This window comes from Streptomyces sp. NPDC047017, assembly GCF_040644175.1.
Taxonomy (GTDB): domain Bacteria; phylum Actinomycetota; class Actinomycetes; order Streptomycetales; family Streptomycetaceae; genus Streptomyces.
On sequence record NZ_JBEYVW010000014.1, the window covers coordinates 179,299 to 200,241 of the forward strand.

Sequence of the window (20,943 nt, forward strand, 5' to 3'; positions counted from 1 at the left end):
TCCGCGATCGCGATCCCTCTTCCCCCCGCTATGGTCTCCCGGTGACCGAACTCGACACCCTGCACGCCACCCGCCAGGCCTACGACGCCGTCGCCGCCACCTACGCGCGCCAGTTCCACGACACCCTGGCCGGCCGCCCGCTGGAACGCGCCCTCCTGAGCGCCTTCGCGGAGCTGGTGAGGGCGGACGGTGACCGCGCGGTCGCGGACCTCGGCTGCGGACCGGGCCACCTCACGGCCCATCTCCACGGACTGGGCCTGAAGGCGTTCGGCGTCGACGCGTCCCCCGTGATGGTCGAGCTGGCTCGCGAGGCCAACCCCGGGCTGCGGTTCGAGGTCGGCTCGATGGCCGCGCTGGACATCGAGGACGGCGTCCTGGGCGGGGTGCTCGCCCGGTGGTCCGTCATCCACACCCCACCGGAGGACCTGCCCGCGATCCTGGCGGAGATCGCCCGGGTCCTGGCCCCCGGCGGACGCCTGCTGATCGAGTTCCCGGCGACGGACGGCCCGCACGAGCAGACACAGGCGTACGACCACACCGTGGCGACGGCCTACCGCTGGTCCCCCGACCACCTCGCCGGGCTCCTGCGTGACCAGGGACTGGTGGAGTCGGCGCGTCTGGTGATCGAGCCCGAGCCCACCGACCGGCGGCAGTTCCAGGAGGTCCAGCTCCTCGCGTACAAGTGCGAGGCGTAGCTGCGAGACGTAGAGCGGGGGAGGGGAGGCCAGTCGGCCGCCTCGGGGCTACGGGGGTTCATGGCCACATGGCGATGTGATCAGTGGCTCAGCGGGGCTCGCCGAACCAGTGGCCGAGCGCCGCTTCCAGGCCGTCCGCGCCGGCCCAGCACACGTACCCGTCCGGCCGGATGAGCATCGGCTCGGCGCCGCCGCCCTGGCCCACCCGGTCCCCCCGCTCCACCCGGTCCAACCCCTTCTCCACCCGGTCCACCCGGTCCGACCAGGGGGCGGCGGTCCTGGCGAAGGCCCCGGCCGGGTCCAGCAGGATGCCGCGCCCGGACCGCAGCAGTTCGTGCACCCGGGCCGGCCCGAGGCCCGGGTCCAGGTCCAGGTCCAGGTCCGGTGCGGGCCGGCCGATCAGCGGATGGGTCTCGGTGCCCGGCATCGGGTAGCGGACCGCCATCCCGGACATCAGGTCGGCGAGATGGCGCTGGACATTCGGGAGCCGGGCCATGTCCCTGAAGATCTCCCGGGCCGCCAGCACGTCCGGATCGCGGGCGCCGGCCCAGTCCATCAGCAGGCTCTGCGCCCGTACGTTGCGCAGGACGGCGGCCCCGGCCGGATGCCGTTCCGCATGATACGTGTCGAGCAGGTCCTCCGGTGCCCAGCCGTGCACCGCCGCGCCGAGCTTCCAGCCGAGGTTGAGCGCGTCCTGCATCCCGGTGTTCATGCCCTGCGCGCCGAGCGGAAGGTGGACATGGGCGGCATCGCCCGCGAGGAACACCCGCCCGTGCCGGTACTGTTCGACCTGCCGGGACGCGTTGGTGATACGGCGGGCGTAGAGCAGTTCGAGCAGCTGCACCCGTGTGCCGAACACGGTGGTCAGGCCCTGGCGGATCTCGTCCTCGGTGACCGGGACGTCCCTCGGCAGTGAGCGGCCCGGTCCGCCGATGACCAGCCGGCGCAGCCGCCTGCCCCGCGGATCGGTGCCGAGCGGGAACAGCGCCGCCCAGTGCCCGTCCTCGTTCCAGGTGTGCGAGGCGAACGCGTCGTCGCCGTTCAGCCGTACGTCGGCCGCGGTGATCGTCAACGTACCGGCCTCACCGGGGAACGCGGCCCCCAGGAGCCGCCGTACGGTGCTGTGGGCCCCGTCGGCGGCGACGAGGTACCGGGAGCGGAGGGTGGTGCCGTCGGCGAAGGCCGCGGTGACCCCGTCGCCGTCCTGGGCGAGGCCGGCCAGTTCGTGGTCCCGGCGGGCCCGAAGGCCGTGCGCGGCGAGGTGCTGCTCGAAGAAACCCTCGATCACCACCTGCGGCACGGACCGCCACGGCAGCCGGTGCCGGCTGGACTGGAGCGGGAGCGGGATACCGGCGAAGTGGCCGGTGGTGACGGGGTGATCTCCGGTGGCCAGCAAGGGCTCCAGCAGCCCCCGCTGGTCCAGCGCCTCCAGCGTGCGGGACTGCACGCCACCTGCCTTGGACAGGTCGCTGCGCCGCGACAGCTTGTCGACCAGTACGGTCGACACCCCCGCCAGCAGCAGCTCGTTGGCCAGCGTCATTCCGGTCGGGCCGGCGCCGACGATGAGGACATCGGTGTCCATGGACTCTCCTGTGGCCGTGTCGATCAGGACAGGAGCAACGCTCCGCCCGCCGAGCCGCCCAGGCCAGAAACCGGCACGATTGCGCAGACATCCGACACGCTCTAGCCTCATCTCGGTGGAATCCGACTACGACGAGCTGGACCGTCGGCTCGTACACGCCCTGCAGATCGACGGCCGCGCCCCGTTCAGCACCATCGCCGAAGTGCTCGGCGTGTCGGACCGCACCATCGCCCGCCGGTACGCCCGGCTGCGGTCGGCCGGGGCGGTACGGGTGCTGTGCGGGGTCGATCCGACCGCGCTGGGGGCCGTGCTGTGGCTCCTGCGGGTACGGTGCGCGCCGGCCGCGTCGCTCCCGGTCGCCGAGGCGCTGGCCGGACGCCCCGACACGTCCTGGGTGAGCCTCGGTTCCGGCGGCACCGAGATCACCTGTGTGGTCCGTACCGAGAGCGAGGCGGACAGCGAGGCACTGCTGCTGGCCAAACTGCCCCGCACCCCGCGGGTGGAGGGCGTGACCGCGCACTGCCTGCTGCACGCCTTCTACGGCGGACCGGACAATCTGGTCGGAAAACTCGGGTCGTTGGACGCGGCGGCGGTCGAGCGGCTGCGGCCGCCTCCGGTGCCGCGCCGGCCGGGACCGGTGCGGCTCGACGACGGCGACCGCAAGCTCCTCGCGCTGCTCGCCACCGACGGGCGGTCCGGGTACGAGCAGTTGGCCGCGGCGACCGGCTGGTCGCCGACGACGGTGCGGCGCCGGATGACGGAACTGCGCGAACACGGACTGCTCTATCTCGACATCGACGTCGACTGGCGCATGTTCGGCGTGAACACCCGGACCCAGCTCTGGCTCTCGGTCGCCCCCGCGCATCTGGAGGAGGCCGGCCAGGCGCTGGCGGGGCACCCGGAGATCGCGTTCGCCGCCGCCACGACCGGGCCGACCAACCTGTTCGCCAGCGTGGTGTGCGCCAACCAGCAGGAGCTCTACCGGTACCTGACGACCCGGGTCGCCGCGCTCCCGGCCATCACGCATCTCGAAACGGCACCGGTGATCAGGACCGTGAAGCAGGCCGCGAACCGGCCGTAGTGACCGTCGCCGGCGCCGATACCGTCACCGGCGCCGATACCGTCGCCGGCGCTGTGCGGCCTGGAGTCGGCTCAGTCGATACAGAACTCGTTGCCCTCGATGTCCTGCATCACGATGCACGAGTCGTCGCCGCCGTCGTACAGGAGCTGTACGCGTACCGCGCCGAGCGGCACCAGCCGGGCACATTCGGCTTCGAGCGCGGCCAGGCGCTCTTTCCCCAGGAGCCCGGTACCGACCCGCACGTCGAGATGCAGCCGGTTCTTGACGGCCTTGCCCTCGGGCACGCGCTGGAAGTACAGCCGCGGGCCGACGCCTGACGGATCGACACAGGCGAACCACGCATCCCGGTCCTCGGGAGCCCGGGAGCGGTGGTAGTCGTCCCACGTGGCGAACCCCGCCGGTGGCGGCGGTACGGCGTACCCCAGCACATCGCACCAGAAGCGAGCGAGACGCTCAGGTTCCGCGCAGTCGAAGGTGACTTGGAACTTCTTGATCGTGGGCATCGGCGCAACATATCAACGGCATTGGTTGTCGGCAGCCCGGTTTCTTGCCCGGTCCCTCTCCTTCACCTCGCCGGTGACGACGGCGTTCTCGGATTCCCTTGTCCGAGCCTGGAACCGGAAGCGTCCCCCATGCATCTCACCGATATGAATGCAGGTCCTCGCCACGCCGCTGCCGCAACGCTCGCTCTCCTCACCGGGGTTGCACTCGCGGCATGTGGCAGTGCGGCCGACACCATGGGCCCGGAGACGCCACACTTCGCGACAGCGCAGTCCATCACTCGGGCTGTCGTCCTCGGGCCGGACAGCCGGACCATCACGACGGTGATCGCGGTGGGCGGATGCCAAGAGGGCCGACTGACGGGCAGCGAGGCCGACTCAAAGGTCACCTTGGTGCTGTCCCTCATCACGCGCGAGCCGGCCGGCCAGGTCTGCGCAGCCGACGTCGGACTCGACCGTGTGAGTTACCGGTTACGAACCCCCTTGGGCGACCGGGAAGTGATCGACAAGGCGACGGGTAAGCCGCTGGAGGTCGTCGACAAGGGTGTGCGGCGGTAACGGCGTTCCTCTCCGTGACCGTGGTTCCTCGGCGTACCCGTGGTCAGGTGGGGGTCAGCGGCGCAGCCACTCCAGCAGTTCGTCATGGCGTATCTGGTACACCGTGCCGGCCGATCTCAGCAGGCCGCGTTCATGGCACCAGCGGAGGAACGCGGTCAGACGCCAGGGCAGCTTTCCGCGGGTGGCCGAGATGAGGCCCAGGTACTGGCGGCTGGTGACCGAGACGAAACCGGGCCCGGCGGCCACCCCGCAGGCCAGGGCCGTGGCGACGGCGAGCGGCCAGGGCGCCCGCAACCACTCGACGCACAGGGTCCCGTAGAGGGCGAGGGCTACGGCGACGGCTCCGGAGACCAGCCCCGCCATGGCGTCGTTGCGCAGGGGGGACAGCGGCGTGAGCACTCCGGGCGGGTTCGGGTCCGGGTCTCCGCCGTCGTTGCGCCGGGCGGCGCGCAGTCCTGCGGGCACTCCCACCGTCAGCCCGATCGCCCCGGCGCCGCAGCCCGCGGTGAGACCGATGAAATCGCCGAGCCGGCCGGCGAGGAATCCGGCCGCGACGGTCACCGCGAGGGCGGCCGGGGTGCCGGCCGCCATCAGATGGCGGCGGTCGATGTCCGCGCGTACCGACAGCGCCAGGCCGAAGCCGAAGACGGCTGCGAACCCGGCACCGGCGGCCAGCGCGAAGCCCGGACCGAACAGGGGGGTCAGCGGCAGCATGAGGAGGCCGCCCAGGGTGGTGCCCAGGGCGACCCGGCTCCAGCCGAGCCTGCCGCGCAGCCGTTGGAACTGGATGCGGCGGGGCTGGACGTAGCGTGCGCGTGCGTTCCAGGCCGACAGCAGCGGTGCGGGGGAGAGGAGCACGAACAGTATCGCGCCGGGCAGGGGCAGGGCGTGGTTGCGGTGGAGGCAGACCGCCAGGGCGAGCAGGGCGGGGAGCCAGCAGACGAGAGTGATCGCCGCAGTGGCGTAACGGGCGCCGCGCGGTCCGGCGACCGGCCACAGGGTATGGAGGGCCAGGTCCCGGGACGGTACGACGGCTCCGCCACTCCCACTCGCACTCCCACGGCCACCGCCATCGCCACCGTCGGGCGGTGCCGCGTGGCCGCCGCGCAGGCTCGCGGTGAGCAGCCGCAGCCACCGTGTGACGGCTTGCGCCTGGTAGGGCCGGCGCCGGTCGGCCGGGTCCGGCTCGCACAGGGCCGGGATGAACTCCTCAAGCAGCGCCGCGTGCAACTCCTCCTGCCCCTGGCCGCCCGTGTCCGGTACTCCGATGAAGGACCGGAGTCTGGCGGCTCCGGCTTCCGTCTGCGATGCCAGTGACGCCAGCGTGAGCATCCACGGTGAGGACAGCACCGCTCGCGTGGCCGTTCCCGGCGCGAAGAGACCGTCCTTCCACACGGCGAGCCGGGACCTGTTCCTGGTCCGTTCCTCCAGGAACCGCAGCCCGTCGACCGGCTGGACCTCCTCGATCCGCGCCCTCGCACAGTCCAGCAGCCGCTGCTCGGCGCGGCCGAGTTCGTCGTACTCGTCCGAGCGGCAGGTCAGCGCCAACGGGCCTGGAAAACGGTTGAGTTGGACGAGCGCGGCGACGGCTCTGGGCCGTCCGCCGTACGGCGGGTCCATCTCGTCGAGGCCGTCCAGGACCGGCATGACATGCCCGAACGCCAGCAGGTCCCGCGTCGTGGCCTGGGAACCGCCCAGGTACTCCTGGCCCAGGCGGGCGCTGAACCAGTCGGCGAACGGCACGCCGGTGTCCCACTCCGACAGGCCGACCGGCACCGGCACCGGGCCGTCGTAGTGCTTGCGGGCGAGGACCCGATGGACGAGTTCGAGAGCGAGGAGTGTCTTGCCGGAGCCGGGGCCGCCCGTGATGACCAGGCGTCTGGGCCGCAGCCCGTCCAGGTAGCGGGCGATGCGGTCGAAGTCGCCGCGCGGCCAGGCGCTGTCCGCGTCCCGGCCGTCCTGCGGGACGGTGACGAAGGTGACGTTGATGGCCTTGCTGTCGTTGCCCAGCAGTTGCCAACGCCGTCGCTCCACCTCCCCCCGGACGGCCTGGCGCAGCCTGTGGACCGCAGCTTCCCGGCCGGCCCCCGGTGACCGCGGGCCACGGAACCGTTCGATGCCCCACCCGGCCAGCAGGCCGGAGAGGGTCGATCCGATCGGCCACGTGGCGCCCGACGCGGGCGGGGAGAGGGCCAGGAGCACCAGGATCGTCATCGCCCCTCCCACGGCGGGCACCAGCAGCTTCGCCGAGCGGCGCCGTGAGGAGGGCGGCGGTGGGGTGAGGGGCGCGTACTCCGCGTACTCGGGCTCGTCGTCGGGCTCCGGCGGCTCCCCGCCCACATCCTCGGTGACGAACCGGACGCCCTGGGCGCGTAAGGTCTCCTCGAATCCCGGCAGTCGGGCCAGGACGCTGACGGGCACTGCCTCCAGCACACCGGGCGCGAAGCTCTTCTCGGTCGTCACGACCGCGATCAGCAGCGGTCCGCACAGGAGCCCGGTACCTGAACTGCCGTGCCACCCCGCACGGTTCGGCACGATACCCACGTCGACATGCACCGTGGTCATCCCCGACTTCATGCCGTGCAACGGGTCCACATGGCCGCGTATCGGCATGGTGTCCCGCGCGTGGTCGGGACGCGCGACCGCGTCGGGGAAGCCCAGGCCGAGGCAGGGCACGCGGTGATCGCCCACGATCCGCCCGAACCGCACCGGCTCGGTCACCGGCGGCCGCCAGCGCGGCCCGGTGATCCGCAGCAGCGCGGCGTCCGCGTCCGGCGACACCTCCGCAGCCGCTGCCTGCGGCAGCCACACCAGTTCGGCGGCCGTCCAGTCCGTACGGGCCGCCGGGTCCAGTTGACGGACCTCCACGCCACCGCGCATCCGGACCCCGGCCAGGACGTGGCGCGCGGTGAGCACCAGATCGTCACCGATCAGGTATCCGCTGCCCGACTTCCCCCGGACCGGATTCCAGATCTCCATGACCCGCGCCTGGTCCATCCCCCGTCCTGCTCCTCATCCGGCCTCGCCCGGCCTCGCCCGGCCTCGCCCGTCGGGACGCGCGCGTCACTTCGGGCGCTGCGGAGAGTCGGCGGAGATGCTCAGATCGTCGCCGTCACCGTCGACCGGCTGGAGGGTGAGCTTGACACGGTGGGTGCGGCCCACACTCGCCGCACCATGGGCCTCGACCGTCCAGGGCAGAACGAAGACCTTCGCCTTGGCCCCGCCGTCCTTCCTGACCTCCACGGTGAACTCCAGTTCCACCGGCCCGGTCCTGAACTTCAGGGACTCCTCCCTGCCCGCGTCCAGGGCGCTCTGCAACTCGGCACGGATCGCGCTGATGGTCTCCCCCAGCTCGGCCCACGGCTCCTGCGGCATGTCGTTACCCCCTGCTGACTGACCCTGACGCCAGGACGGCGCACAGCCGACGCCCGGCGAGCGTGCCCGGCCTCGCACCGCCGACCCCGCACCGTCAACCCGCGCCGACGCGCCGGCCCGCTCCGGTGCGAACCGTATCCGCTCCCGGTCTCCCCTGGGGCCCGGACCAGCAAACACCTGCCGGCGGAACCCTCTGTCCGCCGCGTCCCGGTTCGGCTACGGACAGGTCTCACCGAACTTGACCACGGTGAACGTGACCGGCCGGCCGTTCAACGCGCTGCCGGCCGCGGGCGTCTGGGCGCAGACCTGCCAGTTGCTCTCCACCAGCACCCACCGGCCGTCCGAGGAGGCGTCCTTCACCGTGATCGACGTCCCGGAGTCCAGTGCCGCTCGCGCCGCTTTCACGGACTTGGCCTTGAAGTCCGGCATTCTGCCGCCCGAGGCCGTCGGCTCCTTCTCGTCCTTCGCGGGGCAGGTCTCGTCGAGCTTCACCGCTCCGAAGTCCAGCGTCGTGTCCGCCGGTACGGTTCTGCCGGCGGCCACGTTCTGCGAGCACACCTTCCAGTTCCGGTCGAACGCCTGCATCCGGGCGTGGCCGAGCGCGTCGTGCGACTTCAACGCGTAGAAGCCGTCCGCCTGCGCGGCGTCCTGCGCCGACTGCAGCCCCATCCCGACGTAACTCCGCACCGCCTTCGGAGCGGCACCGGCCGGTTTGCCGTCCGGGGACGACGAGGCGCTCCTGCTCGGTGCCGCCGACGAGTTGCCGCCGCTCGTGCCGGAGCCGTCCTCCGGCCGGCAGGCGACGGTGAAGCCGGCGGCGGCGCAGAGCAGGACGGCGCTGATGACGCGAGTACGCATGGGTCTCCCCCCGGGGAAACGAGTACAGGCGGAACATGCTGGACCACGCGTGGAGAAGAGGTGAACGCCTGTCGCCGGTCCGTGACCTCGGCCTCGATGGCCCCGACCCCGACGTCCCCGACGTCCCCGACGTCCCCGGCGTCCCCGGCGACAGCGCCGGCGGCAGCGACGGCCTTCAGCGCGTCACGGCTCGCGTTCGGTGTCGCGGTCGTCGCCGCCACCGGCAGCCGGAGGGTGAGGTGAGGCCCCCTTGCCCGCCCGGACGGGACGTCAGATACGGCCCTGGGTCAGGCGGGTGAGCGGTCCGTACGACTGGCGCTGGGCCCGGCGGCCCAGCGCGTACGAGGTCGCGGTCAGCGCGGTCAGGCCCGCGCCCACCCCGGCCGCGATCAGCTTGCGCTGGGCGAACACCGTCCACGCCGTCTTCGCCGTGGACGCGACCTGCCCGGACGCGGTGACGATCGCCTGGCGTCCCGACTCGACGCCCCGGGCCGCCGTACGGGCCGCGGCGTTGGTCGCCCCGACCACCCGCGCGGTCCCGGCCTGGGCCGCCGACGTCGCGTCCTCGGTGGCGGAGGCGGCCTGCTTCGCCGCCCGCGCGGCGGGCGCGGTGGCCTTGCCGGCCGCCTTCTCGGCCTTCGCCGCGGTGTGCTTCCGCGCCGTGTTGTTCCGGCTGCTGCCGTGGGATTCAGTCATGAACCTCGCCTTGCCCGCACTTGCCCGGGCAAACGTCCGACCCCCGGGTACCCCGCCGGAACGCGCTCCAGGACGCCGCCCGCGAACACGTCGTACAGCGGCAGGGTTTCGAGGTGGACATAGCCGATGTGGCAGTCGCAGGCGGTGAGCGGGCAGGGGCGCGGGGCGAGCGCCTGCCGGTAGGAGCCGTCGTACAGGTTGCCGAGTTCGTCGCGCACGAAGTGGCAGCGGCGCACGGTGCCCTCGCCGTCGACCGAGATCACCGACTCCCCCGTCCGGCACGGCAGTCCGGCGCTGGCGTGCGGGTGGCGGCTGTACGGGAAGAGCGGGTCCAGGTCCGTCCACACGGCGGCGTCCGCGTCGTCGTAGGTGTGCCCCTCGGCGGCGTTCACCCACAGGTAGACGTGCTCCGGCAGGTCGGCACGCAGCCGGCGGGCGTGGTCGAGGTGCTCGGGCAGGCCCACGATGCCGACGCTGTACCGGATGCCGCGCTCCGCCAGCTCCCGGCACTTGCCGAGGAAGCGGTCGTACGGCGTCTGGCCGGGGTGGTACGTGCACCACAGGGCCACCGTCTCGGGGTCGGCGTCCGCCAGCCAGTCCGTACGGCAGCTGAGGTTGGTCTGGATCGCCACCCGGCGGACGTGCGGCAGCCGGGACAGGTCGACCAGGGCGCGGCGGTACCAGGAGCGGACCAGGCCCTCGCCCCAGGGCGTGAACAGGACCGACAGCCGCTCACCGCGCTGCGCCCCGGCCCACCCGGTGAAGCGCGCCAGCGCGGCGCGGTCGGCCCGCAGTTGGGCGGTGCTGTCGCGCCGCTTGGCGAACGGGCAGTAGGGGCAGTCGTAGTCGCAGGAGGCGAGCGGACCCCGGTAGAGGATCGTCAACTCCCTCTGGTCCCTCTGGTCCCTCTGGTCCCTCTGGTCTGTCGGGTCCCTCTGGTCTGTCAGGTCCATCGAGGGCCGCCTACTTGCGTGCGTACGCGGCCATGGCGGCCCGTACGGCGGGAGAGAACAGGTCCGGCCCGATCGCGTCCGAGTGCGCCAGCCCGTCCGGTGTCAGACGCAGCCGGTCGCCGTCCGCCGCCAGCCAGCCCAGTTCGCCGAAGCGGTCCAGCTCGGGCCCGAAGTCCGCGGCGGGCGCGGTGCCGAAGCGGGCCCGGTAGCCGGTGACGGACAGGCCCTCCGCCTGGAGCAGGGACTGCAGCAGATGGCGGCGGCGCGCCTCGTCCGGTGTCATGGGGCGGCCGTACTCGGCGTGCGCGAAGTCGGCGGCCGGGCGGGAGACGTAGTCGTCGATGATGCCGCGGATCCGGTGCATGCCGACCGCGTAGTCGAAGGAGTAGTGCAGGGCGGCCGTGTACGAACGGGCGCCGCAGCCGAGGCCGATCATGCCGTCGGTCTGGCAGGCGTAGTCGTCCGGGCCCTCGGGCGGGGCGTCGGCGCGCCGGAACATGCGCATCGACTCCTGGACGTACCCCTGGCTCAGCAGGTGGTCGCGGCCCAGCCGGTACAGCCGCAGCCGCTGCTCGTCCCAGTCGGGGTCCGGGCCGGAATCCAGGCCGGGGCCGGAGACGGGGCCGGGGTCGGGGCGGCGGCGGTCGAGGCCGGTGAGGGGGCGGACGTAGAGGGGGTAGAGGTACAGCTCCTCGGGGCGCCAGGCGAGGGCGGCGTCCAGGGAGTGCAGCCAGGTGGCGTCCGTCTGGCCGTCGATGCCGTAGATCAGGTCGACGTTGAGGACGGGGATCGCCGCGTCCCGGACCCGGGCGAGGGCCGCTTCCACGTCGGCGCGGCGCTGCGGGCGTACGGCGGCACGGGCCTCGCTGTCGACGAAGCTCTGCACGCCCAGGCTGAGCCGCGTGGTGCCGCGCTCGGCCAGCACCGCGAGCCGGTCGGCGGTGGCCGTGGCCGGGGAAGCCTCCACGGAGAGCGGCACGGCACGCAGGTCGGCGCCCATCCGCTGCTCGGCGATGTCGCACAGGCGGGTCAGTTCACCGGCGGTGAGGAAGGTCGGGGTGCCCCCGCCGAACGCGGCCGTCGCGAAACGGACCTCCCCCGTGTCACCGAGGGCGGCGCGGACCGCGGTCGCCTGGCGTTCCAGGGCGTCGAGGTAGGCGGTGGTGAGCCCGTCGGGGGCGCCGATGCGGGTGAACAGGTTGCAGAAGCCGCAGCGGACCTCGCAGAACGGTATGTGCAGATAGAGGGAGAGCGCGTCCTTGGGTTCGCGCGCCCACAGGTCACCGAGCAGGGGGCGGTCGTCGAGGCGGCGGTAGGCGGTCTTGTGGGGGTAGGCGTACACGTAGTTCTGGTACGGGCTCGCCTGCGCCGGCCGCCGGGTTGCGAGGGTCATCGGACGGCCTCCGTGGCCGCCGGCCGGTCCTGTTCGAGGAAGAAGTGGGCGTAGGGGACGGTCCACACCGACGCGTGGCCCAGGCGGTGGCCGGTGTAGCCGTCGTCGCCGTAGGCGGTGCCGTGGTCGGAGCAGACGATGGCGAAGCAGCGGCGCCGGCTGCTCGCCGCGGCGAAGAGGCGGCCGATGTGCCGGTCCACGTACTCCAGCGCGGCGGCGTGGCTGGCCCGGCTGTCCCCGGCCTCGCGGGTCGCGCCGGGCCGGTGGAACCAGTTCGGCTGGTGCAGCGCGGACACGTTGACGAAGAGGAACAGGCGCTGGTCGGCGGGGAGCCGGCGGACGACCTCCTCGGCCCGGGTGACCTGGGCCTCGAAGGAGGTGGGCGAGGTGACACCGAACTCCGGCTCCCAGTGCGACTCCTGGAACAGGCCGGGCAGCACCGAGCCGAGCGGCCCCTGCTGGTTGAAGAAGCCCACTCCGCCGATGCACACCGTGCGGTAACCGGCCTGCGCGAGCCCCGAGACGAAGTCCGGGGTGTCGTACACGAACGTGCCGTCGGCCGTGGTCTCGCTGCCCGCGAAGCGCGCGGCGAACAGGCGGGGGTGCGGGCCGGGGGCGGCCGGGGTGGGCAGGAACCCGGCGAAGATGGCCTGGTGGGAGGCGTAGGTGAAGCTGCCGGGCGCGTGCCGTTCCTCCCAGCGGCCGGCGGGCAGCCGCCGGGCCAGGTGCGGGATGCGGCCCGCCGCCGCCAGCTCGGCCGCCACGTCGTGGCGCAGGGTGTCGAGGGTGACGAGCAGGAGGTCGTGGGTGCCGATGATCTGGTTCATGTCCGGCTCGGGGTGCCGCTCGCGGTGCTGTTCCCGGACTTGCTGCCGGTCCGGCTCCGAGCCCGGCTCGCCGGTCCGGCCCGGGGGGTGGTGTGCGGGTGGCGGGTCAGTCGGACACATGACGGGATTCCGTTCCGTTCTCGTGCGGGTGGTGCGGGTGGTGCGGGTGGTGCGGGTGGTGCTGGTGGTGCAGATGGTGGGACTGGTCGCTCGGGGGCGCGTGCCGGGCCAGGGTGGCCGCGACCTGTGCCGTGTACGTGTCGAGGCCCTCGGCTCCGCTGCCCGGCAGGCCGGTCAGCCGGGGCAGCAGGTCACCGAAGGCGTTGACCTCGCCGACGGCCACGCGGCGCCAGCCGATCGCGGGCAGCAGGTCGACGCCGACGCACAGGGTGCGCGGGAAGCAGGCCGCCGCCCGCTCGCACACGGCCAGCACGTCGGCCCAGCGGCCGCCCGCCGCGGTCACGGCGGCGCGGACCTCGTCGAGGTCGCCCCGCCGGCCGCCGAGGTGGAGGTTGGTCAGCGGCCCGGCGCTGGTCCGGACGACGGCATGGGTGGCTCTCCCCGCCACCACGAGGACGCGCAGATCGGCGGCGCGGCCGTGCTGGGAGGCCTTGGGCAGCCAGCGTTCCAGGTGCAGGCCGTCGGGGGCGAGGGTGTCCACGATGGCCGCGATGTCCCGCTCGTCGTCGTAGCGGCGGACCCGCAGCGAGTTGAACAGCCGTCCGTCCGGGGTGAGTTCGACGGAGGTGGTGGCGCGGACCCGGCCGCCGGCCGCGGACTCGACCGCGAGCACACCGGACGCGGACGAGCCGTGCGCGAGCTTCACGAACAGCCGTGGCATCCGGTGCCGGGCCATCAGCGCGCGTACGTCGTCCCAGCCGCGCACCGGTGCCGCGTCGGGCCCGGAGGTGGGCGAGGCCGGGACCGGTACGCCCGCGGCGGACAGCACGGCATGGCAGCGCCGTTTGTCGAACAGGACGGCCAGCTCCTCCGGGTCGTCCAGCCGGACACCGCCGCGCAGACCGCGCAGCGCGGTCAGGAACCCGGTGTACCAGCGCGCCGAACCCTCCACCCGGGTCGGGTCGTCGGTGCCGCGCAGCAGCCGGTCGACGTCGGCGTTCTCACCGGGGGAGTCGAGCCGTACGATCTCGTCGGCGGCGAAGTCGGCGCCGCCCGCCCGCAGCACCCGCGCCCAGGGCAGGACGCGCGGTGCGGGCAGCCCTGCGGCCCGCACCGCCTCGGCGAAGAGCGCGACGCGCCGGTTCTCGGGGTTGCCGACCACGGCGAGGCGGGGCGCTCGGCCCGGCTCCGGAGCCGACTCCGGAGCCGCAGCCGACTCCGGAGCCGGAGCCGCAGCCGAGGTCACAGCCGCGCCCTGCGCCCGGACCTGCGCCTGGACCTGGACCTGGGCCCGGACCTGGACCGGGGCCGGGGCCGAGGCCGGAAGGATCGTGGACACCTATTCCCCCACGGCCACATAGCGCCAGACCGTACCGTCGCCGTCCTGGTCCTCGTCGGCGTCGTCACGGTCGAGGTCGAGTTCCACGCCCGCGGGCTCCAGGGTCTGCCGGAGGCGGTCGAGGAGGGGAGCGCCGATGTAGTGGTGGTGCAGGTCGAGCTTCTTGAGGTGGGTGAGGGGCTGGCCGTCGAGGAGGGAGGCGGCGCCCTCGTCGGTCAGGACGCCCATGGAGAGGTCCAGCACCTCCAGACGGGACACGACCGGGGCGGCGGCCACGGCAGCGGCGACGGCGTTCTGCATCTCGCTGTTGCGCAGGGCGAGATGGCGCAGGCGCGGCAGGCGGGCGCCGGACAGGACGGGCTCCAGATCGGCGGCCTCGCTGTCGCCGCCGTAGTCCGAGGTGCCGAGCCACAGGTCGAGGTGGACCAGGGCGGGCAGGTCGCTCGCACCGACTCCGCGCACCACGCCGGCGGGCAGCCCGCCGGACTCGATGGTCAGCCGACGCAGGTTGTCGTGACGGACGGCGGGGAACTCCAGACCGTCGCCGCCGCGTATGCCCAGTTCCTCCAGGGCGGGGAAGCCGGTCAGGAGCGGGGTGACGTCGGTCTGGTGGATCCAGGAGATCTCGCACTCCTCCATCACCATGTCACCGAGGAACAGCGCGCGCAGCGCGGGCAGCCGGTCCCTGGCGGCGAGCAGCGCCTCGACGACGGGGCCGGGATCGGTCTCGTACGCCTCCTGCCAGGCGCCGACGACCAGGGCGCTCACCCGGGTGGTGTCGACGCGGTCGAGGAAGCGGGCGAAGGCGGCCTCCCACGGCTCGTCGGCGTCGTAGACATCGCTGGTGACACGCCAGGCGTACGCGTCCGGCTCGGGCAGGTCGCCCTCGTCGTCCGGGCCCGGAAAGGCGTACACGGGCAGCCGGTGGAAGGTCTGCAGGTGTTCTCCGATGGTCATGCGGATGCTCCCGGGTGGAGTGGAACGAAGGCCGGATCGACCGACCACGGGCCGTGATCACCGAATTTCTACCAAGGGGCACTGACAACGCGGTCCGCAGGGGCGGAATGCGTCCGGGGTGGTGAAGTGAACGCGCTGGTCCGGGGCGCACAGGCGGCCGGTCGCCCAGCCGGAGGCGCGGACGGCGAGCCGCCACAAGGCGACGGCGGACGGCGGAAAGATCGGGTCATTTCGCCGGTGTCCCACGAGTCCGTCCGGCGCCGTCCGCAGGGTTGTGGCAGGCTGCCTGGGGGCCGGAGGCGGCTGTTGAGCGAGTCGTCGGCCGGCACAACGTACGGGTGCGGAGGCTTGATTCGGCCATTTCCTCCCGGTACCGCGTGCCAAGGCGCTCAGGTGATCCCTACGGTGGGTCCTAGCGGTGTACGAGCAGCGACTGGAACATCTGGAACATGGGGGGAACCGGTGGAAGCCGAGATGATGGCTCTGGCGGCCTTGTGCGCCAGCAGCCTCACGGGACTGGCCCTGCAGGATCTGTGGGGATGGGGCAAGAAGCGGTTCGCCAAGCTCCTGGGCCGTGGAGCCCCCGCCGGACAGGCCGCCGCGGAGGACGAGCTGGAACTCCTGCGGCGGCAGTTGCTTGAGGCGCGCCGCACCGGGGACGAGGACGCCGTGCAGGCCGTGCAGGCCGCGTGGATGCAGCGCTTCCAGACTCTCCTTGCCGAGCGGCCCGAGGCCGCCGACCGGATGCGGGTGATCGTCGGAGAGGTGGTCGAGCGCAGCCCCGCCCCGGTGGCATTCGCCAACATCCTGCACTACGTGAACAACTCCGCCGTACTCCAGGCGATGAACGACTACTGGGCACGGTGCACCGCCGCGCACCGGATGACGGCGATGTTCCTGTGCGGTCTGCCGGGAGTGGGCAAGCGCACGACGGCCCGCCAGTGGCTCCAGTCCCACCGCGGCGCACTGCCGGGAGATGTCCTGCATGCGGACCTCGCCGCGGACGACACGGGCCGCCCCGCCGACCTGGCCTCGATTCTGGAGCGCTGGCTGGAACAGCTCGGGGTGCCCCGCGAGGACCGCCCCGCCGACCTCGGTGAGAAGGCGGCCGAGGTGAGACGACACCTGCGTCGCAGGCCGGTGGTCATGCTCCTGGAGAACGTGACGAGGCTGGCCCAGGTGCGGCCCCTGATCCCGGACTCGCCGCTCACCGTGCTCCTGATGACCGGTCAGCAGGTACCGGCCGGACTGGCGTCGGTACTGGACTTCGACCCGGTGGAGGTCGAGCCGCTGAAGGACGAGCACGCCCTCGAACTGCTCGTGAGGGTCAGCCGCAGTACCGAGCGCCCCGAACGGCTCCGTCCGCTGGTACAGCAGGTGGGCGGTCTTCCGCTCGCCCTGCGCCTCATCGCCGGGCAGCTCAAGTCACCGGTGCCCGGCGTCCTGGAGGACCTCACCGCCCGCCTGGCACACCGAACTTCGCGACAGGAGCTGCTGGCCGTGGACGACGTACCGGACCTGCCCTATGCGCTCGACGTCAGTTACGCCGGCCTTGTCCCCCAAGCGGCGGGGCTCTACCGGCGGTTGGGCATCCTGCCCCGTGCCGACTTCCAGATCGACACCGTGTACGCGCTCACTCCGGACTGGGAGCCCGTCGAGACGCGTCGTGGTCTCCAGGCGCTGATCTCGGCCCGGCTCGTGGAGTGCGAGGGCGTCGACACCTACCGGCTGCATCCCCTCGTCCACGACCATGCCGCGATCGCCGCGGAGACGGAGGAGACGCAGGCCCAGCGGTACACCGTACGCGGCTGGATCGTCCGCCACTGCCTCCGCTTCGTCGAATCGGCGGAGGCGACGCTCTCTTCCTGCTGGCACCACGACCCGATGCACGTCTACGTGGGCGACGTGCGGCCGACGCCGGAGCACGCGGCGTACACGGAACGCGAACTGGGCCGCAGGCGCGCGGGACTGCTGGCCGCCGTCCATCTGGCCCATGACAGCGGGATGCACATGGAGGCATGGCGGCTGTGCCAAGGGCTGTGGACCTTCTACCTGCGCACGGCGAGCCACGCGGAGTGGATCGAGTCCCACGAGGTGGGTCTCGCCTCGGCTCGGGAGTGCGGCGACACGATGGCCATCGCACGCATGTGCTACCAGCTGGGCTTCGCCCACCTGGACCGGTGGAGCGTCGAGAAGGACGACCCGCGCCGGGCGCGTGAACTGTTCACGTGGGCCTTGGACTTCGTACGTCCCGGGTCGCCTGACCGGAGCGAGGGCGAGCGCCGTACGCAGTCGAGCGCACTGGAAGGCATGGGAGTCCTGGAACAGAAACTCAAGCGTCCGCAGTACGCCCTCGCCCACTTCGACCGAGCCGCAGCGGCGCTCGACGGGGTCGACCACCCCCGGGGGCTCGCCCTGCTCGCGTATCACACGGCGCCCTCGTACACCGCGCTGCACCGGCACGGCGACGCCGAGCGGGTCCTGCGGGACGCCCGGGCCCGTTTCCGGGCGCTCGGTGAGGGAAAGGACATCGCCCTCAATATCGGCAAGGCCTGGATGCGGTATGCGCAGGACCGGCTCGCCTGCATCCAGCCGGACGCCGCGCTCCGGGCCCTGGACGCGGCGATCACCGAACTGGCGAAGGCCGACTCCGCCTACGTCCTGGCGGCGGCGCATCTGCTGCGGGGCGACGTCCGCCGTGACCTGAGCGACGATCGCGGTGCGGCCGACGACTGGGAACGCGCCCGGGAACTGTTCACGGCGGCCCGGAGCAACCGGGCGGAAGAGGCGACGGAACGGCTGTCCGGGTCACAGGGCGTGGACGAGCTCCAGTAGGCCAGGACCGAGGTGCTCGCCTGCGCGGACCTGGAGCCGGGACGGAGCCGGGTACGGGTATGGGGACGGGGCCGGTCGGGAACGGCGTGCGCCGCACCGCTGCGTCCAGGCGTGGACGGCCGAGGCGGCGACGGAGAAGGAGGCCCAGGGCGGACGGTCGATCCAGCGCGCTTGCAGCCAGGTACCGTCGGCGAGCAGCACCCCGCAGCCCTCGTCGGCCTCTTCCCACGCGAGCAGACCGCACCCGGGGAACCGGGCGGTGAACTCCGACCACTTCACCGCTCCGGGCCGGGGGCACCGCTCGCGCGGCAGCAGCAGGACGTCGGCGGACCGTGGCCAACGGGGGTCGGGGTCGTCCGGGTCGGCGGCCAGATGCGCACCGCCGAGGTGACGAGCGTGCGGGCGCTGGAGCGCACCGGGGAAGCGGCGTACGGACACGATCGGTTCCTGGCCGCTGTCGTCCACCGTCGTGGCGACGAGCATGGCGGGCAGCTGGGGGAGCCGGTGACCGGGCCTCGCCGGACGGGCCGGGACGGGAATCGGCCGGGTCGCGGCGGGGTGAGCGGGCTCGGGGAGGTCCAGCCAGGAGTAGAAGAGCCGGCGAAGGAGAGCGGCCGACCGGCCGGGTTCCGAGGTGACGCTCCGCCTCAGTGAGGTCAGTTCCGGGTCGTGGGACTGGTCGTCCCGGGCGCGCGCGAGCTGGTCGGGCAGGGGCTGTGCCGAAGTGAGCCGGGGCAGGAGTTCTCCCAGGCGCCGCATGGGGGACCCGGGGGCCACGACGGACTCCTGGAAAGCGCCGATGACGCACGGAATTCCGAGCGCGCATCCATACATGGTCAATGATCCGTGGTCGCCGATCAGGAAATCGGCCGCGCACAGAGCTGCTTTCCATGTCTCGGTTTCCGGGGTGGGAAGAACGAGTCCCGCGTCGAGCAGCGGAGCGAGCCACGAGTGCATCTGCCACGATCCGTGGCCGTACCACGCATTGGGGTGTACGGCGGCAAGGACACGGAATTCCTCGGCGGGCAGCTCCGCGAGGGTGCGCCGCAGCACATCGGCCGACGGGGAACCCAGGACCGATCCCCGGCCCCAGGTCGAGGACACCACCACCAGGCGCTGGCCGGGCAGCAGGCCGAACGCCTGCCGGTAGGTGTCACGGAAGGCGAGACCGGCGTGCAACTGGTCGAGGCAGGGGTCACCGGCGACATGGGCCACGGGCAATGCCTGCGGGCAGCCATCGGCAAGCCGCCCGAGCTGCTCCTTGTGGGACAGGACGACTGCGGAGGGAATCAGTCTCCCCTCATGCATCAGCCATTCATCCGTCAGGCCGAATGCTCCCGCCTCCCGGCTCCCGGCTCCCGGCTCCCGGCTCAATTGTTTGTTGTACCCGGCTCCATGCGGCGCGCTTATGAGCGGGAGAGGTATTTGATGCAGATCTCCGCCCCGACTGGTCGCAAGAGCAACGTCGAAAGGGCTGGAAATTGCTTCCTGCCATGGAAGATGGAGCATACCTCGCGAGGTGAGGAATTCTATCGTGCCTTCGTCAAGTGCCGATGAGTCCGTGCACGAAAAGAAGACCTGTATCCGCTCGTCGCCATCAAAGCCGGACAACAGATCCAGCAATCGTGTGGCTGAGGTGATGTTATGGACGATCCCCAGAACGCTGCGCTGGGCGAGCACCGTGCTCCAGCGCCGTCCGTCGTCGCGCAGCGGCACCGGCAGGCGTCCTGACTCCCCCATGTGCGCACCTCACATGATCGTCGAACCTTGTCGGGTCACACGATAGCGATACGGACCTCGCGGAATCCTGCTCGCCTCGCACACCGGGAACGAGGCCGGCCCCTGACCGGTTCCGGTCTGGCACCCCAGGGCCGGGACCGGAAGGCTGACCGGGCGATCGAAACCAGCCGACCTCCGGAGGCAGCCCCATGGGACACCCCCTGAACCCCTCGTCGAGACATCTGTCGCTGCCCTTGGCACTGACGGGCACCGGCGCGGCACTGCTGACAGCGGCAGTGCTCGTGGCGGCCGCGCCCCCGGCACAGGCCGCGCCCTCCGCGCCGGCGTCGATCGCCTCGACCTCCACGCACTGCCCGACCTCGACGTCCATCGCCCTCCTGCCGGCCGGCAGCGGCTACCTCTTCCCGAATCTCATCGCCTCGGTCTCGGCGTGCGGCTTCGTGGACAGCGGGGCGCCCTACCACTTCACCGTCGACACGGCGACCTCCAACGCGCAGACCCCGTCCGGCCCCAGGACCTACGTCGTCCACAACCTCTCGGTGACGTGCTCGGCGGTGACGGTGAACGGGGACTCGCTTCTGGCCACCGGCTGCGCGCCCTGAGCCGAGGGCCCTCCGCACCGACCGTCCGACCGTCCGTCCGGCGCGGCCGCCTGCCACGCGTGCCGTCAGCAAAACCGGACGCGCGTGCCGTCATCGGGACCGCCGCGCATGTCCGACGCACGTCAACCGGCCGAGCATGGACGGCCGGGCAGCTCACCCGCGGTGTGAAGTGAGTGGTATCGGCCGCCCGAACGGGACGGACCAGACTACGGCCTGCGAGGCCGTTGCCGGACCCGTCAGATCTGCTCGTCCTGACGGGCCCGGCGCCGGTACGCGGCGGCGTTGACCCTGCTGCCGCAGCCACGCTTCGAGCACCAGCGCCGGGTGCCCGCCCGGGAACGGTCGACGAAGAGACGGGTGCACGGCTCACCCTCGCAGCGCCGAATGAGCAGGCGGTCCGGCCCGCCGAGCAGATCACTGGCGGCCGCCCCGAGGGTGGCCAGCACCTCCCGTACTCCGCCGAGGCGTTCGACGTGGCCCAGCGCCCGGAGCGTGGGCCGGACCGGCGGGTGCGCGGCGGCCTGCCGGATCCGGGCGATGTCCTGCGGGAGCCGGTCGGCGTCGCGCGGGCCGGCCGGCTGTGCGCTGCCGCCGCCGGCGGCGGCTGCCGGTCGGTAGATCGCCTCGCGCAGCGCAAGGGCCTCGGCCAGGTCCGCCTCGCTCACCGCCTCCAGCCGATCGACCACTCCCGCCGCGACGGCCCACCGTGCGAAGTCCGCGGGCGCGGCGAGGAGTTCCTCGGGGCGGGTGGTGCGCCAGGACACGGTGGCGGTGAAGTCCAGGGCCAGGTGATCACTGACGAAGGCGAAGGTCACGCCCCGAGTATGCGCAG

18 protein-coding genes are annotated in these 20,943 nt (G+C 72.4%); 5 read left to right on the forward strand and 13 right to left on the reverse strand.

Features of this window, described 5'->3' with window-relative positions:
• Positions 1-41 precede the first annotated feature (41 nt).
• The gene (locus tag ABZ858_RS23840; RefSeq protein WP_361382001.1) at positions 42-695 is read left to right on the forward strand and encodes a class I SAM-dependent methyltransferase; all 654 of its coding nucleotides are present in this window, start codon (positions 42-44) and stop codon (positions 693-695) included.
• An 88-nt stretch (positions 696-783) separates the two neighbouring features.
• Here ABZ858_RS23840 and ABZ858_RS23845 read toward each other — a convergent pair whose 3' ends face one another.
• Positions 784-2,277, reverse strand: coding sequence for an FAD-dependent monooxygenase (locus ABZ858_RS23845; protein WP_361382004.1), 1,494 nt, complete (start codon positions 2,275-2,277; stop codon positions 784-786).
• 115 nt (positions 2,278-2,392) lie between these two features.
• Here ABZ858_RS23845 and ABZ858_RS23850 point away from each other — a divergent pair, with 115 nt between their 5' ends.
• Positions 2,393-3,358 (forward strand): Lrp/AsnC family transcriptional regulator, encoded by a 966-nt coding sequence (locus ABZ858_RS23850; RefSeq protein ID WP_361382007.1) that lies wholly within the window; start codon positions 2,393-2,395, stop codon positions 3,356-3,358.
• A 71-nt stretch (positions 3,359-3,429) separates the two neighbouring features.
• Here ABZ858_RS23850 and ABZ858_RS23855 read toward each other — a convergent pair whose 3' ends face one another.
• Positions 3,430-3,861, reverse strand: a complete 432-nt coding sequence (locus tag ABZ858_RS23855) for a VOC family protein (protein WP_361382010.1) — start codon at positions 3,859-3,861, stop codon at positions 3,430-3,432.
• Positions 3,862-3,990: 129 nt separating this feature from the next.
• Here ABZ858_RS23855 and ABZ858_RS23860 point away from each other — a divergent pair, with 129 nt between their 5' ends.
• Positions 3,991-4,416: a hypothetical protein gene (locus ABZ858_RS23860; protein WP_361382012.1), complete on the forward strand. Its 426-nt coding sequence runs from the start codon at positions 3,991-3,993 to the stop codon at positions 4,414-4,416.
• Between the two features lie 54 nt (positions 4,417-4,470).
• Here ABZ858_RS23860 and ABZ858_RS23865 read toward each other — a convergent pair whose 3' ends face one another.
• The 9 genes from ABZ858_RS23865 to ABZ858_RS23905 all read right to left on the reverse strand — a co-directional run bounded on the left by ABZ858_RS23865 (position 4,471) and on the right by ABZ858_RS23905 (position 14,934).
• Positions 4,471-7,413 (reverse strand): hypothetical protein, encoded by a 2,943-nt coding sequence (locus ABZ858_RS23865; protein WP_361382015.1) that lies wholly within the window; start codon positions 7,411-7,413, stop codon positions 4,471-4,473.
• A 66-nt stretch (positions 7,414-7,479) separates the two neighbouring features.
• Complete coding sequence (locus ABZ858_RS23870) at positions 7,480-7,791, reverse strand: trypco2 family protein (protein WP_361382018.1); 312 nt, start codon at positions 7,789-7,791, stop codon at positions 7,480-7,482.
• Between the two features lie 216 nt (positions 7,792-8,007).
• Complete coding sequence (locus ABZ858_RS23875) at positions 8,008-8,649, reverse strand: hypothetical protein (RefSeq protein WP_361382021.1); 642 nt, start codon at positions 8,647-8,649, stop codon at positions 8,008-8,010.
• Between the two features lie 270 nt (positions 8,650-8,919).
• Positions 8,920-9,345 carry a hypothetical protein gene (locus tag ABZ858_RS23880; protein ID WP_361382024.1) on the reverse strand — a complete coding sequence of 142 codons (426 nt, stop codon included), beginning with the start codon at positions 9,343-9,345 and terminating at the stop codon, positions 8,920-8,922.
• The gene (locus tag ABZ858_RS23885; RefSeq protein ID WP_361382027.1) at positions 9,342-10,229 is read right to left on the reverse strand and encodes an STM4011 family radical SAM protein; all 888 of its coding nucleotides are present in this window, start codon (positions 10,227-10,229) and stop codon (positions 9,342-9,344) included. The genes ABZ858_RS23880 and ABZ858_RS23885 overlap by 4 nt, the downstream gene beginning before the upstream one ends.
• A 79-nt stretch (positions 10,230-10,308) precedes the next feature.
• Positions 10,309-11,691: an STM4012 family radical SAM protein gene (locus ABZ858_RS23890; RefSeq protein WP_361382030.1), complete on the reverse strand. Its 1,383-nt coding sequence runs from the start codon at positions 11,689-11,691 to the stop codon at positions 10,309-10,311.
• Entirely contained in the window at positions 11,688-12,518 is an 831-nt protein-coding gene (locus tag ABZ858_RS23895) for an STM4013/SEN3800 family hydrolase (RefSeq protein WP_361382033.1), read from the reverse strand. The genes ABZ858_RS23890 and ABZ858_RS23895 overlap by 4 nt, the downstream gene beginning before the upstream one ends.
• A 106-nt stretch (positions 12,519-12,624) precedes the next feature.
• Positions 12,625-13,800 (reverse strand): STM4014 family protein, encoded by a 1,176-nt coding sequence (locus ABZ858_RS23900; protein WP_361382169.1) that lies wholly within the window; start codon positions 13,798-13,800, stop codon positions 12,625-12,627.
• A 177-nt stretch (positions 13,801-13,977) separates the two neighbouring features.
• Positions 13,978-14,934 carry an STM4015 family protein gene (locus ABZ858_RS23905; protein ID WP_361382036.1) on the reverse strand — a complete coding sequence of 319 codons (957 nt, stop codon included), beginning with the start codon at positions 14,932-14,934 and terminating at the stop codon, positions 13,978-13,980.
• Between the two features lie 474 nt (positions 14,935-15,408).
• Here ABZ858_RS23905 and ABZ858_RS23910 point away from each other — a divergent pair, with 474 nt between their 5' ends.
• Positions 15,409-17,769: an NB-ARC domain-containing protein gene (locus tag ABZ858_RS23910; RefSeq protein WP_361382039.1), complete on the forward strand. Its 2,361-nt coding sequence runs from the start codon at positions 15,409-15,411 to the stop codon at positions 17,767-17,769.
• On the opposite strand, the gene ABZ858_RS23915 is transcribed toward ABZ858_RS23910, so the two are convergent.
• On the reverse strand, positions 17,743-19,077 hold the full coding sequence (locus ABZ858_RS23915) for a hypothetical protein (protein ID WP_361382042.1): 1,335 nt from the start codon (positions 19,075-19,077) through the stop codon (positions 17,743-17,745). The genes ABZ858_RS23910 and ABZ858_RS23915 overlap by 27 nt on opposite strands.
• A 620-nt stretch (positions 19,078-19,697) precedes the next feature.
• Between ABZ858_RS23915 and ABZ858_RS23920 the strand changes: the two genes are divergently transcribed.
• Positions 19,698-20,111 carry a hypothetical protein gene (locus ABZ858_RS23920; RefSeq protein ID WP_361382045.1) on the forward strand — a complete coding sequence of 138 codons (414 nt, stop codon included), beginning with the start codon at positions 19,698-19,700 and terminating at the stop codon, positions 20,109-20,111.
• A 236-nt stretch (positions 20,112-20,347) separates the two neighbouring features.
• Here ABZ858_RS23920 and ABZ858_RS23925 read toward each other — a convergent pair whose 3' ends face one another.
• On the reverse strand, positions 20,348-20,926 hold the full coding sequence (locus ABZ858_RS23925; protein WP_361382048.1) for an ABATE domain-containing protein: 579 nt from the start codon (positions 20,924-20,926) through the stop codon (positions 20,348-20,350).
• Between the last annotated feature and the right edge of the window lie 17 nt (positions 20,927-20,943).